General features: G+C 43.5%; 18 protein-coding genes. 11 read left to right on the forward strand and 7 right to left on the reverse strand.

Annotated elements, in window-relative coordinates:
* Positions 1 to 151 precede the first annotated feature (151 nt).
* The 5 genes from gcvH (at position 152) to BLS59_RS11615 (ending at position 4,266) form a co-directional block, all read left to right on the forward strand.
* On the forward strand, positions 152 to 532 hold the full coding sequence (gcvH, locus tag BLS59_RS11595; protein WP_091149359.1) for a glycine cleavage system protein GcvH: 381 nt from the start codon (positions 152 to 154) through the stop codon (positions 530 to 532).
* Complete coding sequence (locus BLS59_RS11600; protein ID WP_091149361.1) at positions 533 to 928, forward strand: VanZ family protein; 396 nt, start codon at positions 533 to 535, stop codon at positions 926 to 928.
* Between the two features lie 261 nt (positions 929 to 1,189).
* Complete coding sequence (locus tag BLS59_RS11605) at positions 1,190 to 1,405, forward strand: FeoA family protein (protein ID WP_091149364.1); 216 nt, start codon at positions 1,190 to 1,192, stop codon at positions 1,403 to 1,405.
* Positions 1,406 to 1,417: 12 nt separating this feature from the next.
* Positions 1,418 to 3,532 (forward strand): ferrous iron transport protein B, encoded by a 2,115-nt coding sequence (gene feoB / locus BLS59_RS11610; protein ID WP_091149367.1) that lies wholly within the window; start codon positions 1,418 to 1,420, stop codon positions 3,530 to 3,532.
* A 122-nt stretch (positions 3,533 to 3,654) separates the two neighbouring features.
* Complete coding sequence (locus tag BLS59_RS11615; RefSeq protein WP_091149370.1) at positions 3,655 to 4,266, forward strand: SprT-like domain-containing protein; 612 nt, start codon at positions 3,655 to 3,657, stop codon at positions 4,264 to 4,266.
* A gap of 7 nt (positions 4,267 to 4,273) precedes the next feature.
* On the opposite strand, the gene BLS59_RS11620 is transcribed toward BLS59_RS11615, so the two are convergent.
* The 5 genes from BLS59_RS11620 to BLS59_RS11640 all read right to left on the reverse strand — a co-directional run bounded on the left by BLS59_RS11620 (position 4,274) and on the right by BLS59_RS11640 (position 10,015).
* Entirely contained in the window at positions 4,274 to 4,735 is a 462-nt protein-coding gene (locus BLS59_RS11620; RefSeq protein WP_091149373.1) for a MaoC family dehydratase, read from the reverse strand.
* Positions 4,736 to 4,797: 62 nt separating this feature from the next.
* Positions 4,798 to 6,423 carry an ATP-dependent DNA ligase gene (locus tag BLS59_RS11625; RefSeq protein WP_091149375.1) on the reverse strand — a complete coding sequence of 542 codons (1,626 nt, stop codon included), beginning with the start codon at positions 6,421 to 6,423 and terminating at the stop codon, positions 4,798 to 4,800.
* Positions 6,420 to 7,553: a ligase-associated DNA damage response exonuclease gene (locus tag BLS59_RS11630; protein WP_240315223.1), complete on the reverse strand. Its 1,134-nt coding sequence runs from the start codon at positions 7,551 to 7,553 to the stop codon at positions 6,420 to 6,422. Before BLS59_RS11630 ends, BLS59_RS11625 begins: the two co-directional genes overlap by 4 nt.
* A gap of 218 nt (positions 7,554 to 7,771) precedes the next feature.
* Positions 7,772 to 9,028 (reverse strand): pyridoxal phosphate-dependent aminotransferase, encoded by a 1,257-nt coding sequence (locus tag BLS59_RS11635; protein ID WP_091149378.1) that lies wholly within the window; start codon positions 9,026 to 9,028, stop codon positions 7,772 to 7,774.
* Positions 9,029 to 9,280: 252 nt separating this feature from the next.
* Entirely contained in the window at positions 9,281 to 10,015 is a 735-nt protein-coding gene (locus BLS59_RS11640) for an acyl-CoA desaturase (protein ID WP_091149380.1), read from the reverse strand.
* 266 nt (positions 10,016 to 10,281) lie between these two features.
* Between BLS59_RS11640 and BLS59_RS11645 the strand changes: the two genes are divergently transcribed.
* The 6 genes from BLS59_RS11645 to BLS59_RS11670 all read left to right on the forward strand — a co-directional run bounded on the left by BLS59_RS11645 (position 10,282) and on the right by BLS59_RS11670 (position 14,481).
* On the forward strand, positions 10,282 to 10,920 hold the full coding sequence (locus tag BLS59_RS11645) for an MBL fold metallo-hydrolase (RefSeq protein ID WP_091149383.1): 639 nt from the start codon (positions 10,282 to 10,284) through the stop codon (positions 10,918 to 10,920).
* Between the two features lie 32 nt (positions 10,921 to 10,952).
* Entirely contained in the window at positions 10,953 to 12,179 is a 1,227-nt protein-coding gene (locus BLS59_RS11650; RefSeq protein WP_091149385.1) for an FtsX-like permease family protein, read from the forward strand.
* A gap of 10 nt (positions 12,180 to 12,189) precedes the next feature.
* The gene (locus tag BLS59_RS11655; RefSeq protein ID WP_091149590.1) at positions 12,190 to 12,561 is read left to right on the forward strand and encodes a hypothetical protein; all 372 of its coding nucleotides are present in this window, start codon (positions 12,190 to 12,192) and stop codon (positions 12,559 to 12,561) included.
* Between the two features lie 80 nt (positions 12,562 to 12,641).
* Positions 12,642 to 13,022, forward strand: coding sequence for a 30S ribosome-binding factor RbfA (gene rbfA, locus BLS59_RS11660; RefSeq protein ID WP_091149388.1), 381 nt, complete (start codon positions 12,642 to 12,644; stop codon positions 13,020 to 13,022).
* A 10-nt stretch (positions 13,023 to 13,032) separates the two neighbouring features.
* Positions 13,033 to 13,719 carry a peptidoglycan DD-metalloendopeptidase family protein gene (locus tag BLS59_RS11665; protein WP_091149391.1) on the forward strand — a complete coding sequence of 229 codons (687 nt, stop codon included), beginning with the start codon at positions 13,033 to 13,035 and terminating at the stop codon, positions 13,717 to 13,719.
* Between the two features lie 90 nt (positions 13,720 to 13,809).
* Entirely contained in the window at positions 13,810 to 14,481 is a 672-nt protein-coding gene (locus BLS59_RS11670) for an energy transducer TonB (protein WP_091149393.1), read from the forward strand.
* Positions 14,482 to 14,530: 49 nt separating this feature from the next.
* On the opposite strand, the gene BLS59_RS11675 is transcribed toward BLS59_RS11670, so the two are convergent.
* Positions 14,531 to 14,731 (reverse strand): hypothetical protein, encoded by a 201-nt coding sequence (locus BLS59_RS11675; RefSeq protein ID WP_143014109.1) that lies wholly within the window; start codon positions 14,729 to 14,731, stop codon positions 14,531 to 14,533.
* Between the two features lie 160 nt (positions 14,732 to 14,891).
* Positions 14,892 to 16,028 carry an N-acetyl-alpha-D-glucosaminyl L-malate synthase BshA gene (gene bshA / locus BLS59_RS11680; protein WP_091149399.1) on the reverse strand — a complete coding sequence of 379 codons (1,137 nt, stop codon included), beginning with the start codon at positions 16,026 to 16,028 and terminating at the stop codon, positions 14,892 to 14,894.
* Positions 16,029 to 16,179 lie beyond the last annotated feature (151 nt).

Below are 16,179 nucleotides of genomic sequence, written 5' to 3' on the forward strand. Positions count from 1 at the left end.
TTCCGGTGAAGCCAAAAACAACACAAACGTTTGCAAAACAACACCAGCTTAATTTTCTATTATGACCGTTTAAAACCCCGTTTTAACACACCGAAAAAATGTTGTACTACCCTAAAGTTTTATTATTTTTGAACACATTAAAATTAACAACATGAATTTTCCCGCTGAATTAAAATACACTAAAGACCACGAGTGGATAAAAGTTGAAGGCAATGTAGCAACCGTAGGCATTACCGAATTTGCACAAAGCGAGCTTGGCGATATTGTTTACATTGATATTGCTTCCTTAGGGAAAGAAGTTGGCAAGGATGAGGTTTTCGGTACAGTTGAAGCCGTTAAAACCGTATCTGACCTGTTTATGCCGGTTGCCGGAACTGTTAGCGAGCTAAACCCCGCCCTTAACAATGAGCCCGAACTGGTAAACTCTGATCCGTATGGCGAAGGCTGGATGGTAAAGATCACACTTTCTGATCCATCATCTGTTGATGAGCTTTTATCGGCCGATGATTATAAAGCCGTTATTGGCGCTTAAATGGTATCAACACTAAAATATCACGGGCCCGCAATTTTGTGGGCCTTATTTATTTTAATTATTTGCTCTGTTGACCTGAGCGCTGCCGGCGAATCGACTGCTTTTTTTCCCGGATTTGATAAACTAACACATTGCGGTTTGTTTTTTACAATGGTAGTATTATGCTGTAATGGCATTATCAGGCAACAAAAACCCAAATCATTCTCGTATAAACAGGCACTGGTAGTGATGGTCGCTTTTGGTTTATTTGGCGGATTAATAGAGATACTGCAATTAGAGGTCTTTACCTGGCGCGATGCCGATTGGAACGATCTATTTTGCGATGTATTGGGTGTATGTATGGGAATGTTTGGTGTTATGCTCACCGTTACAGCAATGAGTCATGAAAAAAAGTAGATTTTTAATAATAGTAGCAGCTATGCTAATCGGCAGCATATCATCATGCGGTATATTTCATAAAGGCTGTGGCTGCCCGCATTTTGGCGTTATAAAAACAATTCCATTTGAAAATTTGAATATGTGCTAATTTGAATATGTCATCAGATTTCAATAAATAGCTTTATTCATTTTCAAATCTTCAAATTGTCAAATCAAGCTTCATTCTTATTTGGATTTAATATAAATAAGCTTACATTTGCTCTGGTTAAAAAACACACGATGAAGCTTTCACAACTTGAAATAGGCGAAACAGGAATTGTAAAGGAGTTTACCGATCTTGAAATGTCGGTAAAATTGATGGAAATGGGTTGTTTACCAGGCGAAGAAGTAAGAATTTCGCGTATTGCTCCCCTCGGCGATCCTATCGCAATTCACGTTTCGGGTTACCAGTTAAGCCTGCGTAGATTTGAAGCCTCCACCATTATTTTGCAGTAGTTTTTGTAAGCATTGAAAGCCGATATAAGAGTTGCACTTGTAGGAAATCCAAACACCGGTAAATCAACACTCTTTAATGTTTTAACCGGTTTAAATCAAAAAATAGGAAATTTTCCGGGGGTTACCGTTGATAAAAAAACCGGCTTTTGCCAGTTGCCAGATGGCCGTACCGCCGAGATCATTGATCTGCCAGGTACTTACAGCATCTATCCAAAAAGCCAGGATGAATCTATTGTATTTTCTGTTTTAGCTGATAAATCCAAGGGGATGATTCCCGATTTGATTGTCGTGATCCTGGATGCATCCAACCTAAAACGCAACCTGCTGCTGTATACCCAAATTGCCGATATGAAAATCCCGGTGGTTGTGGCGCTTAACATGATAGATGTATCTGAAAAAGCGGGTATCATTATTAATGTCGATCTGTTTGCCAAAAAACTGGGCGTGCCCGTCGTTTCCATTTCGGCGCGTAAAGTAAAGGGTATAGACCAACTAAAAACCACCATTGCATACGCCAACAAAATAGCTCTGCAACAGGATACTATTGATGTGGAACCCATAGCACCACAACTGATTGCCCGCATCCAGGAGGAGCTAAATATAGCTAACCCTTATTTTGCCCTGCAACTGGCGCATCAGCACGAAACACTGAAATTTTTATCGCCTGCAGAAAGCGACCGTATTGAGGAGTCTGAAAAAGAGTTTTCCTTCCATTCGCAAAAGGCACAGGCTACAGAAACCATTGCCAGGTATAATTTCATAAACGACCTCCTTTACGACACAGTTAAAAAGCCTGAAACAGCACAGGCCGAAACCCTGAGCAATAAAATTGATAAGATACTTACCCACAAGATATTTGGCTTTATCATATTCTTCGCCATACTAATATTCATATTCCAGGCTATATTTTCATGGTCGTCCTACCCTATGGATCTGATATCAGACCTGTTTGTACGGCTGCAAAGCACTGCTACTAAAGTACTACCTGCCGGCCCATTGGCCAGCTTACTAATTGATGGCATAATAGCAGGATTAAGTGGTGTACTTGTATTTATACCGCAGATAGCCATTTTATTTGCGCTCATTTCTATTTTGGAAGATACGGGCTACATGTCGCGCGTTACGTTTATGATGGACAAGGTAATGCGTAAGGTTGGCCTCAACGGCAAATCGGTAGTACCACTTATTGGTGGTTTTGCCTGCGCGGTACCATCCATCATGAGTACACGCAACATCGAAAACTGGAAAGATCGTATGATCACCATCATGGTTACGCCATTGGTGGCCTGTTCTGCCCGGTTACCGGTTTATACCCTTCTTATCGCTTTGGTGGTGCCAAACCGCAATGTTTGGTGGATATTTAATTTGCAGGGCCTGGCTCTTACGGCTATGTACCTGCTCAGCATTGTATCGGCAGTGATTGTTGCCTTTGTAATGAAATTCATCCTGAAAGCCCGCGAACGCGGTTACTTTATTATGGAACTGCCTGTATACCGTATGCCTAGGTGGAAAAACGTAGCATTCACCATGTATGATCGTTCCAAAACCTTCGTTTTTCAGGCGGGTAAGGTGATCATTGCGGTATCCATTATTCTTTGGGTGCTAAAATCCTATGGACCCGGCGATAGGTTTGCAAAGATAGATCAGCAATACAGCCAGTCACAATACACTAAAACAATGACGCCCGATAGCCTTACTAAAGTCGTTGCGTCTGAAAAGCTGGAGAACTCTTACGCCGGTGTGTTCGGCCATGTGATAGAGCCTGCAATTAAACCATTAGGCTTCGATTGGAAGATAGGCATAGCACTCATCAGCTCATTTGCCGCGCGCGAGGTTTTTGTTGGCACAATGGCCACCATTTACAGCGTAGAGGGCGATGCTGACAAGCTGCAATCTGTACAGGAAAAAATGCACGACGCAAAAAATCCCGATACCGGCAAACCCGTGTTTACGTTAGCTGTTGCGTTCTCGCTTATGATGTTTTACGCTTTCGCCATGCAATGCGCCAGCACCGTTGCCGTAGTATACCGCGAAACAAAAGACTGGCGCTGGCCCGCAGCGCAATTTGCCTACATGACGGCGCTCGCCTATACCGCCAGCATTATAGTTTATAATTTGTTGAAATAGATTTAGTCTATAGACCATTGGGCGCCAGCAATCGTAAATATTGACAGTTAGTCCACAATTCATCAACCTTTCGCCTTTTACCTTTCACCATAAAACCTTAATTTTGATATAGAGGTAGAAAATTGGATAAAGTAAAAGTTTTAGAAAGATATCTTCCGCCGGATGCGGCTCCCCTTATTGGCCGCTGGATAGATTACTTTAAATGCGAGTTTAAAATTTCGCGAAACCGCGGCACTAAATTTGGCGACTACCGTTCGCCTTATGCAGGTAAAGGTCACCGTATTTCGGTGAACTATGATCTTAACCCCTATGCTTTTTTGGTAACCACCGTACACGAGTTTGCACACCTGCATACCTGGAATGAGCATAAACAAAAAGCAAAACCGCATGGCACCGAGTGGAAAAACAACTTCAAAAAAATGATGCAGCCTTTTTTTGAAAAGGAAATTTTCCCGGCCGATGTTAAACACGCCATCATCAATTATTTGGATAACCCCGCCGCGTCCAGTTGTTCCGACTTAAACCTGTACCGCTCATTGCGCAAATACGATGCGCCGAAAGAAGCGGTTACTACTGTAGAAAAAATTCCATTTAAGGCGTTATTTAAAATAAAAGGCGACCGCGTTTTCCGCAAGGAAGAGCAATTGCGCAAGCGTTTTAAATGCGTAGAGATTAAAACGAAAAGGACTTACCTTTTCAGTCCCGTTGCCGAGGTGGAATTGGTGGAGGAATAACCGCCTGTTACGAAGTAAAGTGATACAGGAAAACAACCTCGCCGGTAAAAGCCGGTTTTTTCTGATCTTCAATTTCAAGTTCAATTGCCATAGTTGCTTTAATAACACCACGCAGGTTTAATAAACCGGCAAGTTTAACCTTAAGGCGCACACGGCTGTCAACAAGTGCCGGCTGGGCAAAGCGCAGGTTTTCAATACCGTAGTTAATTTCCATTTTCAGGTTCCGTATCTCCACTATCTCTTTCCATAAATAAGGGATCAGCGATAACGTAAGATAACCGTGGGCAATGGTGGTTTTAAACGGACTTTCGGTTTTTACACGTTCAGTATCCGTATGGATCCATTGATGATCCAGCGTAGCATCGGCAAATTTGTTGATCTGTTCCTGGGTAATGGTATGCCATGACGATACCCCCAACTCCTTGCCAATTTGCTCCTCAAACTCGCTAAAACTATTAATTACTATCATTGATTATGCTTTTATACTTTTCAGCCGGCAAAGTAATTACAAAAATTCCAATATCGCTTAATTTATTCTGTTCCATCGCCCAACAGGGCCTTTAAACTGTCCAGCGTATCGGCTTCTTCCTTGGGCTTATCGTGCCTCCATCGCAATATCCTCGGAAACCTCAGCGCGATGCCCGATTTATGCCTGCTTGATCTGTTGATTCCCTCAAAGCCAATTTCAAAAACCAACTCGGGTTTTACGGTGCGCACCGGACCAAATTTTTCAATGGTGTTGCGTTTTACAAAGTAATCAACCTTATTTATCTCGGCGTCTGTTAAGCCCGAGTACGCTTTAGCAAAAGGCACCAGCTTATCGCCATCCCAAACCGCAAAGGTATAATCGGTATACAAATCGGCCCGGCGACCGTGGCCTTTTTGGGCGTAGATCATCACCGCATCTACCGATAACGGATCGATCTTCCATTTCCACCAATCGCCACGGCGGCGACCAACCTGGTAGGCCGCACTTTTACGTTTCAGCATAATACCCTCTGCAATCATAGCTCGGGATTGCCCCCGAATATCGCCCAGCTCATCCCAGGTATTAAATTTTATCAAGGCCGAGAGTCTGAAAACTTCCGGGTAGAGTGTCTGTGCCTGTAGCTGTTCCAGTATCACCCGCCTTTCGGCTTGCGTTTTTGCGCGGATATCTTCGCCATTATATTCCAGGCAATCATAAGCTATAACCGCTACCGGGCTTTCTTCCAATATTTTTTTACTAAGATTTTTGCGGCCGATACGGGTTTGCAGCACATTAAAGGACATCGGCAACCCATGTTGAAAACTCAGAATCTCGCCATCTATCACTGTACCATCGGGCAGGGCATTTAAAAAGGGATGCAGTTCGGGAAATTTTTCCGTCGCCAAATCTTCGCCGCGACTCCAGATAAAGATCTCGCCGCCGCGTTTTATCATTTGCGCCCGGATGCCGTCCCACTTCCACTCGGCCTGCCAGTCAGCTGCGTTGCCTAACGCAACACCAACTTCAGCGGGTGTTTTTTGTTTTTCGGATGTTTCTTGTATGGGATAGGCGAGAAAAAACGGATAGGGTCGGGATATATTTTCCGAGGCATCCTGCTCTTCCATCAATTGGGCAAACTGCAGGGTTTCCGGCATCCAGCTACCCATTATGCGGTGGGTAAGCACTGCTGCCTCCAGTCCCGAAATATCTGCCAACGCCTTAATCACCAGATTTTGCGACACCCCTACCCTGAAACTGCCGGTAAGTAATTTGTTAAATACAAAACGTTCCTGGCTGTCCAGCATAGCCCATGAACTTAGCAGCCACTCCTTTTTTTCATCCTCGGTTTTGTTATTAAGGTTATTGATCTCGGCTATCCACTCGGTAAGGGTTTTACTACTGCTTTCGGTAGTTTGGGGCATCAGCAGGGCCATGGTTTCAGCAAGGTCGCCCACTACGTGGTAACTTTCCTCAAACAGCCACGCGGGTATGTTCGATGCCTCTATGGCCCAATTACGTACCAGCGTAGAATTGATCTGCCGTTTGGGTTTGCGCCCGGTGAACAATGCGAGCATGTGCATTTTATCGGTATCGGGCACGGCCATAAAATAATCCTTTAAAACTTTAACCTTTTCGTTGGTTTTGTTGGTTTCATCTAAGGAAAGGAAAAGTTGGGCGAATGCTTTCATGATGGGGTTCCTCCGGCCTCACCTAAATCCTCTCCAAAGGAGAGGACTTCTTTATTTGCATTTCTATTATCTTGTTCATGGGCTTCAAGCCCCCTCTCCTCCGGAGAAGGTTGGAGTGAGGCTTCCTCTTCTTCCCCGCCATATAACGTATGTACCTCATGCGCGTCAAAACCAATGCCGCTTAAATACCGGGCGAAGGTGGCGGTGTACCCGTGGGTGAGATAAACACTTTCGCAGCGGGTGGCATCAATGGCGCTGATGAGGCCATCCCAATCAGCATGGTCTGATAGTACGAACCCACGATCGGCAGCACGGCGGCGTTTGGCACCACGGATAGCCATCCAACCCGAACAATAGCCAAAGCTGTATGGCTGAAACTTCCGCATCCACGGCGTACCTACCGATGAAGGCGGCGCTATAATGATACCTTTTCTAACTTCCTCTTTTATTGATTCCTGTGTGATCCTTTCGGTTGGGTTTAGCAACACCCCATTACGGCGCAGCGCTTCGTTTGTATTTTCAATTACGCCATGGGTATAAACTTTGCCATTAAACAGATCGAGGTTTTGTAGTATGCGTTGCGCCTTACCCAAGGAATAGCCAACTAAAACGGTTGCAAGGCCATTATGCAGGTTGCTGCGCCACCAGTTGTTAATATCCTCAAAGATCTGCACCTGTGGTTTCCAGGTATAAACCGGCATACCAAAGGTACATTCTGATATAAAGTGGTGGCATTGTACAGGTTCAAAAGGTGTAGAAATGCCGTCGTCCTCCGTTTTGTAATCGCCGCTTACTACCCAAACCTCACCCTTATATTCTACCCTGATCTGCGCCGAACCGATTACATGACCGGCAGGGAACAGGGAAATACTCACACCATTCTTCATCACTGTTTCGCCGTACTCCACTGTCTGCAGCTGAATTTCGCCAAGGCGATAATACAACACCTCGCGCGACAAATGATGCGCCAGGTAGTGTTTATGCCCAACGTAAGCATGATCGGCATGGGCATGGGTAATTACGGCATCGTCAACAGGTTTCCAGGGATCGATGTAAAACTTGCCCTGCGAACAGTAAATGCCTCTGTCGGTAAATTCAAGTAACGGTTTTTTGGCCATGGTACTATACATAACCTTTTGGAGGGCAATTAGTTTTGGATGGCGATGCTAACAAACTTATTGCAAGCATTGCAAAGTCAGCCTGTATTAGTGGTGATTAGATCCTTCGCTGTGCCCAGGATGACTGGCCGTAAAAATACGAAACCCATAAGACACAAGAGCAGGCTATTAGCCTGCTCTTGTGTCTTATGGGTAATGAACAAACAATTCTGTCAATTCTCAAATTCTGATCAGACAAGCTTACTCAACGCTTCCCTAACCCTTGGTACCAATTGCTGAATATCTGCAAGTGTGCTTGCCCCCACCGATGCACGAAACCAGTTCATGGACTCGTCGTTACCAAAGGCTGCAAAGGGAACCAGTGCTAATTTTGCTTCTTTAATAAGATAAAAATTTATATCCGCAGCGCTGTTCAGCACTGTACCATCTGGTGTAGTTTTGCCGGCGTAATCAATTTTCAGGGTAAGGTATATGGCACCCATCGGTTCAATGGAATCAACGCTAAACCCATCGGCTTTCATAGCCTGGAAACCTTCGTGCAGGGTATCTAAACTGGCTTTTATTTTACCTTTTAAATCGCCCAAATAAGCATCAACCGCCGGGGTATCTTTTATAAAATGTGCCATGGCAACCTGCTCGGCCTTGGGCGACCACGCCCCCATGTGCCCAACAATGGCTTTCATATTGTCGATAATATTTGCCGGGCCAAAGCCCCAGCCTACACGCACGCCTGTAGCTGCAAAACATTTTGATGCGCCATCAATAAACACGGTATAATCTTTAAGCTCGGGGCGCAAATTAACCGGATCGTAATGCACAAAACTGCCAAAGGTTAATTGCGAATAAATTTGATCATATAGTAAGTACAATGGTTTTTGACCTGCCGGTCTGCTTTTGTTCTCGGCAATCACCAGGTCGCAAATTTCTTCGAGATCTTTTTTGGCAAACATGGTACCGGTAGGGTTTAGCGGTGAACATAATGCCAGCAGCGTAGCACCTTTTAAATGCGGTGCTATCTCATCTGCCGTAGGCATAAAGTTATTTTCGGGTTTGGTTTCAACAATGATCGCTTCGGCACCTGTAAGGTCGCTGTAGTGATTATTGTTCCATGACGGTGCCGGGAAAACCACCTTATCGCCCGGATCAACCAGTGCTAAAAAAGTAGAATATATAAGCGGACGAGAGCCGCCGGATATTAAAATTTCGTTGGGCTTATAATGCAGGTTCATCCTGCTGCTTAAAAAAGCCGATACACTTTCGCGCAGGTTAAGCATACCGTCTGCCGGCGGATAGTTGGTTTGATTTTGGTTATAAGCCTCAACAATACCATCCTTCAAATCAGCCGGAATGGGATAAATATTCGAGTCAAAATCGCCAATGGTTAGGTTAGCTATGTTTTGACCTTGTCTTTTTAATTCGTTGATCTCGCCGGCAATCTTAATGATCTCGGAGCCACGTAAATTTTGAGCTAATACAGAAACATTCATTTGGTATATGCTTTATGAGCGGCAAAGATAGAACTTTTTGGACTATGGGACTATGGGATTTTCTGGACTATAAGACTTATTGAACTATTGGACTTTGGATAAAAGACCGTTGGACAAAAGATAAAGGACTTATTGTTGAATATAAAAAAAGCAGGCCGTAATCTTATCGATTACGGCCTGCTTTAAATATTAAAAATTCTTTTATCCTTTCTGAAGTCCTATAGTCCAAGAAGTCCAGTAGTCCCAAAAGTTCTACAAATAAGCTTTCCTCAGCCTTATGATGTGCATCCAGTGCATCAGTTTCATTACCGGGTAAACTGGGTCTATCTCGAACCATTTCGCGCCGAAGTTGGCGTTATTGGGGCGTTTGTGGTGATTATTCTGGAACAGCTCGCCCAGCATTAAAAAGTCAAACGGAGTAGTGTTTTTTGATTTGTCGCCGTTATCAAAATTGGCGTAACCATATTTATGACCGCACCAGTTAACAATAGCACCGTGAATAGGGCCCATTAAAAAGTGGATAGGAATAAGTAAAAACATCCACCAGCTGGTAGCAAAAGCTACATAAAAAGCAATGTATAATACGCCGAAAGTAAGGCGCGATATCATTGATGAACCAATGAAATCGACAGTGCGCCATTCTGGGATATTTCCCTTAAAGCGTTCCTCAGGTTCTTTTAATTTTTTCTCGTGCATACGGTAACTTTTGGCAGTGTAAACCATCATCTGGAAAACATCCCTGAAAAAGTGCGGTGAATGCGGATCTTTCTCGGTATCGCTGTAGGCATGATGCTCGCGGTGCATGATAGCGTAGGCCCGCGGGTTTAAAAACGACGAACCCTGGCAAATGAAAGTAAGCAGGTAAAATGTCCCCTCAAAAAATTTGTTGGTAGTGAACATTTTGTGTGATGCATACCTATGTAAAAAGAACGTTTGGAAGAATAGCGACAAAAACCAGTGCGCTATAAAGAATATTATGATTATCACTGAATTGAAATTAGAATAATAGAACTCTTATTTATAATGTTTCCAAAGATACGATTAAAACCCATAAAAAGTTTTGATGCGCACAATAGTTATGAAGTTATGATGAAGAAAAGCCGTCCTCATTATACAGGAACGGCTTTTACCCGCGAAAATTATTTTCGTTGAAAATTAAACAACCGCAATTGCTGTGCCTCGTTTTAAACCACCGACTGTAAAAGGGAGGCGGCTTCACTTTCGCCAACAAATTTATTCCGTACTTTTACCGCATGGCAAAAGTTAAATCCTTTGTAAATAATCCTTACCAGGAAAACACCTACCTTTTATATGATGAAACCGGCCAATGTGTAATTATTGACCCCGGCATGTATACCGCTACCGAACAAAATGTGGTGGTAAATTTTATAAAGGATAATAATTTAACCCCCGTGCTGCTGCTAAATACCCATTGCCATATTGACCACGTACTGGGCAATAAATTTGTATTTGATAAGTACGGACTAAAACCCAAATTCCACATTGGCGAATCGGATACGCTGGCGGCTGTTGTATCTTATGCCCCGCAAATGGGTATCAGGTACGAGGTATCGCCCCTGCCCGACGAGTTTTTATCTGAAACCGGTAGCATTACATTTGGAGATACAATCCTGCACCTCATATTTGCGCCCGGGCATTCACCGGCATCGTTATGCTTTTATGATAGGGAAACCAATATTTTAATTGGCGGCGATGTGTTGTTCAGGTTAAGCATTGGCCGGTCTGATTTACCGGGTGGTAATTTCACACAATTGGTGGATAATATAGAGAACAAATTGTTCAGGCTGCCCGACGATTGTACCGTTTATCCCGGTCACGGCCCCGAAACAACTATCGGATACGAAAAACAAAACAACCCTTTTTTAAATTAAGTGATAACTTACAGCTCACAACGCAACCATAATTGAACACCTCTATATACATAGCTAAAAGATACCTGTTCTCGGGCAAAAAAATGCACGCCATCAATATCATTTCGGGCATATCTATGCTGGGGGTGCTTATAGGCAGTGCAGCCCTGATCATTATCTTATCGGCGTTCAACGGGCTGGAGGAGGTGATCCTGTCGTTATACAGCAATTTTTCGCCCGAGATAAAGATCGAAACACGCCTCGGAAAAACCTTCGACCCAAATACGCCTTATTTTAAATCGCTGCATAAGGATGAGCACTTGTTTTCCTTTACGCAGGTATTGCAGGAAAAAGCCCTCATCAGGTATGGCGACAAACCGCTGATTGGTAGCATCAAAGGCGTAAGCGACGATTTTTTGAAAAATAAACAGCTGGATAGTACGGTACAAAACGGCTCATTCACGTTAAAAAATAATGGGCAGTATTTTGCGGTTGTAGGGGCAACCATACAGGGCAACCTGGGCATTAACGTACATGACGCGCTCGCGCCTATCCAAATATATTCGCCCCGGCGAGGTGTGGTAAATTCGGCCAATCCGCTAAATGAGTTCGAGGTACGGTCAATAAATCCTTCGGGCGTGTTTGCCATTCAGCAGGAGTTTGATGATATTGTGGTAACTCCAATTGAGTTTGCCCGTGATTTGCTGGATCAGCCTGTTGAGGTATCATCACTTGAGCTTACCTATAAAAAGGGTACTAACCTGGCAGCCGTACAAAGTAAAATTGAGGATGCCATTGGCAGCAAGTTCACCGTAAAAAACCGAAAGCAGCAAAACACCGAACTGTATAAAACCCTCACTTTTGAGCGTTGGTCTATTTACATGATACTTACCTTTGTGCTTATTATAGCAATATTTAATATAATTGGCTCGTTAACCATGCTGGTGATTGATAAGCGTAAAGACATTGCCATTTTAAGCGGACTGGGTGCCAATAAACGAATGATACAGGGCATTTTCTTTTTCGAGGGGATGATGATATCGGCTATTGGCTGTATTGCGGGTGTAGTATTGGGACTGGTATTTTGTATTGCGCAGCAACATTATGGCATGATAAAAATGGGTACAAAAACGTCAATAATTGATGCCTACCCTATTGCCATAAAACTATCCGACTTTGGTTTGGTATTTTTAACAGTAGGCGCCATTGCTGTTATAGCATCAGGAATAAGTGCACGATTAAGTATTAAAGGGCTCGATGAAATCAAACAGGATTTGTAAATTTGTTTATATGAGGATAAGGTATATTAAATATTGCGCGCTTGTATTTATTTTTATTGCTGCATGCTCATGTAACCGTAAAGCAGACAAAGGAGATAAACCCACCATTTACAAAGGGCTGTACAGCTTTGGCCCCGAAATAAAGTCATTTAAGGATTGTGACAGCGGCCGTGAGTTTTGGGTTACCGATAGCTCGTCGCAGCTGGAGCTGCAATACTCTCAAATGAACTTCGAAAAACCTTATGAGCCGGTTTATGTTGAGGTAGAGGGTATCAAATCAAAATCGGGCAAGGAGGGTATGGGATCTGAGTATGACAGTACCCTGGTTGTAAAAAAAGTAGTAAAAATAACAAAAGAGATACCGCAGGATGTTTGTAACTAAGCTTTAATAAAAGCTTTTTATTAATCCCGGTTAAACCAATCAATTTAAACTCATCTGCCTAAGTGGCGTAACTAACTATCATGGAATCAAAACGTCAGCAAAAATTTGCCGGAGTAATACAGGAGGACCTTGCCGCCATATTTCAGCGCGAAGGCATGAACTATTTGCCCAACACACTGGTAACCATAACCAAGGTACGTGTAACACCCGATCTTGCCATCGCCCGCATATTTTTGAGTTTTTTTGGTAATACAACCAACGTACAGCAATCCCTGCAAACCATTAAACTGCATGCCTCCGAAATTCGTTATAAATTGGGTGCACGAATCAAAGACCAGGTGCGCATCATCCCTCAACTTGAATTTTTTGTAGATGATACCAGCGAATACGTTGAGCGTATGGATAAGATCTTTGATAAGATAAGTAAAGAAGAGCGCCAGCCCGATACCGAAGCCGAATAATTTTATCCGGATGGATAAGCACGCGCTGTTAAAAAACTATTTACAAAACAACCCTGCTGCCATTGGCAAAGTGGTTGACTATAAAGCCGGCACCGACCGGCTTTTTCCGTTAGAGTTTACCGCAACCAATACCGAACTAACCACCGAAATTATTGCCGATGCCCAAGCATTTAGCAACTGGATTAGTAACAAGCTAAAAGTCAATAAAGCACGCTACGGCATTGGTGGTTATCTGGAACATCGTACCATTTATGCGGTAAGCGCCCATTTTGATACCGAGGATGAACCCCGCCGTTTGCACCTCGGGGTTGACATTTGGGGACCAGCCGACACACCCATTTATACCCCATTTGATGGCAAAGTACATAGCTTTCAGGATAACAATAACCTGGGCGATTATGGCCCCTGCATTATATTAGAACACAGCCTGGATGGATTAACACTGTACAGCCTTTACGGCCACCTGAGTCGCACAAGTCTGGAAACACTAACCGTTGGCATGCCTGTAAACAAGGATCAGCAAATAGCCACCTTGGGTAACAACATCGAAAACGGCCAATGGCCGCCGCACCTGCATTTTCAACTGATGTTTGATATGGAAGGCAAGTGGGGCGATTACCCCGGCGTGTGTAAATATTCGGAGATGGAAAAGTACAAGGCTAATGTGCCCGATCCGGGTTGGGTGCTGGGTTTTTAAAATTCCGCCAATAATTAATTCTTGCTTATTCGGCCATTTACCCGCAATTCCCTTAAACCTTATTGCAATTTAATTGTCGATATTTATACTATGGTTAAGCGTTTGTTTATAAGTGTGTTGATGATGGCGGCAACCGCAGGTTATGCCTTCGCCCAGCCGGCATTCAAAGGCGGGCAATCTGCCCTGCTCGATTTTTTGCGGACCAAGATAGTTTACCCCGAATACTCTCGGCAAAACTGCATAGCAGGTACTATTGATGTTGCCTTTAAGTTAGATAAAGATGGAAAGGTTATTGAAGCAAAGGTTGCGCAGGGTTTAGGGATCGATCTGGATGATGAGGCGCTGCGCGTTATTAAACTTACATCGGGCAAATGGACGGTACCTGCCGATTATGTGAGCACTACCAGCATCATACAACCCATACGCTTTGATGCCGACCAAACCCGCTGCGGAACCACCAAAGCGATAGACATGCAAGCAGCCATTAATGATTATAAAAACCGCCAGGAGCTGGAAAACGCTGTTACCAACTTTTACATTAACAAATACAAGGGTACGGCCGATCTGTCAAAAGAGCCCACCATCATAGCCCTCAAAAAACAATTGGGCTTTGATGATGAGCTGATAAGCGACATGCTAAAACAAGCCAACGAAAAGCTAAAGCAGCATGATAATGAAGGCGCATGTACCGATTGGACCTTTATTCACAACATAGGCAGCGACAAGGCCGATAGCTATATTGCCAAATACTGTACGCAGTAACAAACCCTGAAAATAGTAACGAAGGAAAATAGGCTTACAAACAGTGAACTTACGCGGCTACGCTTACCAGCTCAACCTCTTTCAAGGCTAGCAGCATCAAGCGGCCCTGGTATTCTACCCATACATCGGCGAAGCCATTGCCGTCATAACCTAAAAATTTCATGAATGGGTAGCTGATGTTTAAATTTCTCCACCTTTTACCAATGTACTTAAGTAACTGTCCACGTTTTAAAGTTGTGTGCTTTGCCATAAGTTTTAGTTTTAAAGTGAAACAATAAGCTAAGTTAATTAACATTAGCGATAATTTTTAACCGATTAGAAAACAAACTTTCGTTTGTATCGTGTTTATTACATTAACGGCAGTGTATCCGTTAACTCTTATATTGAACTGTCAATATACAAAACTTTTGTTATTTATCCTTGCACCTTTCAATTACTTCCAAGTAATAAGCCTCATAAATTGGCAGTATGGTAGATAGGTCGAACTCCTTAGCACGGGCCAGGGCATTCTCTTTAAAAGTTTCCAATCGGGCCTCGTCTTCAAGTATATAGATAGAGCGTTCGGCCATGCCGTCAACATCGCCAATATCACGCAGAAAACCGGTAAGGCCATCAACATTAAGCTCAGGCAAACCGCCTGCATTGGTACTTATTACCGGCACTTTACAAGCCATAGCTTCCAAAGCTGCCAAACCAAAACTTTCTGATTGCGATGGCATCAGGAACAAATCAGCAACAGAAAGAATTTCTTCAATAGCATCCTGCTTACCCAAAAAGCGCACATTTTCGGTAACACCCAAATCGCGGCAAAGCTGCTCGCAGCCCGAGCGTTCGGGACCATCGCCCACCATCAATAATTTCGATGGGATCTTTTTAACCACTTTGGCAAATATCTTTATCACATCCTCGGTACGTTTTACCTTACGGAAGTTGGAGGTATGCACCAGTATTTTTTCGCCCGATGGAGCAATGGCTTTTTTGAAATGATCTTTTGCTTTAAGACTAAAGCGCGTAAGATCAATAAAGTTGGGAATCACACGTATTTCGTTCTCTATTTCAAAAAACTTAAAAGTATCCTCCCTCAGATTTTCAGATACGGCAGTGACACCATCTGATTTATTGATGGAGAAGGTAACCACTGGTTTAAACGTACGATCTTTACCCACAAGGGTAATATCGGTACCGTGCAGGGTGGTAACTACGGGGATATAAATGCCGTAGGTCATTAATATTTGCTTGGCCATAAAAGCCGCCGAGGCATGTGGTATGGCGTAATGAACGTGCAGCAGATCGAGTTTTTCGTGCCTTACCACATCCACCAGCCGGCTGGCCAGGGCCAGTTCATACGGCGGAAAATCAAACAGGGGATAATTATTTACCGACACCTCGTGGTAAAACAAATTTTCGGAAAACAGATCTAACCGGGCCGGTTGATTATAGGTTACAAAGTGAACCTGGTGACCGCGGTCGGCAAGGGCCTTGCCCAATTCAGTGGCAACAACTCCGCTTCCGCCGAATGTTGGATAACAAACGATTCCGATTTTCATTAAGCTAATTTTATCTTTAAAGCTAACAGATATACCGGGGGCAATTTTTTGGTGATTCTTCGGCGGGATGCCCCCTGCTATTCCATTAAATGTTTTATAATGCGCTGCAAGTTTAACAGCAATTTATGGCAAATGTGTTAACACTGTGTAA

The sequence above is a fragment of the Mucilaginibacter pineti genome (assembly GCF_900101875.1).
In the GTDB taxonomy this organism is placed as follows: Bacteria; Bacteroidota; Bacteroidia; order Sphingobacteriales; family Sphingobacteriaceae; genus Mucilaginibacter; species Mucilaginibacter pineti.

Excerpts from the sequence above, each read along its gene's own strand:
- BLS59_RS11605 (WP_091149364.1), top strand. The coding sequence starts at position 1,190 with ATGAAGCTTTCACAACTTGAAATAGGCGAAACAGGAATTGTAAAGGAG.
- BLS59_RS11645 (WP_091149383.1), top strand. The coding sequence starts at position 10,282 with ATGGCAAAAGTTAAATCCTTTGTAAATAATCCTTACCAGGAAAACACC.
- BLS59_RS11665 (WP_091149391.1), top strand. The coding sequence starts at position 13,033 with ATGGATAAGCACGCGCTGTTAAAAAACTATTTACAAAACAACCCTGCT.
- BLS59_RS11625 (WP_091149375.1), bottom strand. The coding sequence starts at position 6,423 with ATGAAAGCATTCGCCCAACTTTTCCTTTCCTTAGATGAAACCAACAAA.
- bshA (WP_091149399.1), bottom strand. The coding sequence starts at position 16,028 with ATGAAAATCGGAATCGTTTGTTATCCAACATTCGGCGGAAGCGGAGTT.
- BLS59_RS11635 (WP_091149378.1), bottom strand. The coding sequence starts at position 9,028 with ATGAATGTTTCTGTATTAGCTCAAAATTTACGTGGCTCCGAGATCATT.
- BLS59_RS11655 (WP_091149590.1), top strand. The coding sequence starts at position 12,190 with ATGAGGATAAGGTATATTAAATATTGCGCGCTTGTATTTATTTTTATT.
- BLS59_RS11675 (WP_143014109.1), bottom strand. The coding sequence starts at position 14,731 with ATGGCAAAGCACACAACTTTAAAACGTGGACAGTTACTTAAGTACATT.
- rbfA (WP_091149388.1), top strand. The coding sequence starts at position 12,642 with ATGGAATCAAAACGTCAGCAAAAATTTGCCGGAGTAATACAGGAGGAC.
- BLS59_RS11630 (WP_240315223.1), bottom strand. The coding sequence starts at position 7,553 with ATGTATAGTACCATGGCCAAAAAACCGTTACTTGAATTTACCGACAGA.
- BLS59_RS11620 (WP_091149373.1), bottom strand. The coding sequence starts at position 4,735 with ATGATAGTAATTAATAGTTTTAGCGAGTTTGAGGAGCAAATTGGCAAG.
- BLS59_RS11670 (WP_091149393.1), top strand. The coding sequence starts at position 13,810 with ATGGTTAAGCGTTTGTTTATAAGTGTGTTGATGATGGCGGCAACCGCA.
- gcvH (WP_091149359.1), top strand. The coding sequence starts at position 152 with ATGAATTTTCCCGCTGAATTAAAATACACTAAAGACCACGAGTGGATA.
- BLS59_RS11600 (WP_091149361.1), top strand. The coding sequence starts at position 533 with ATGGTATCAACACTAAAATATCACGGGCCCGCAATTTTGTGGGCCTTA.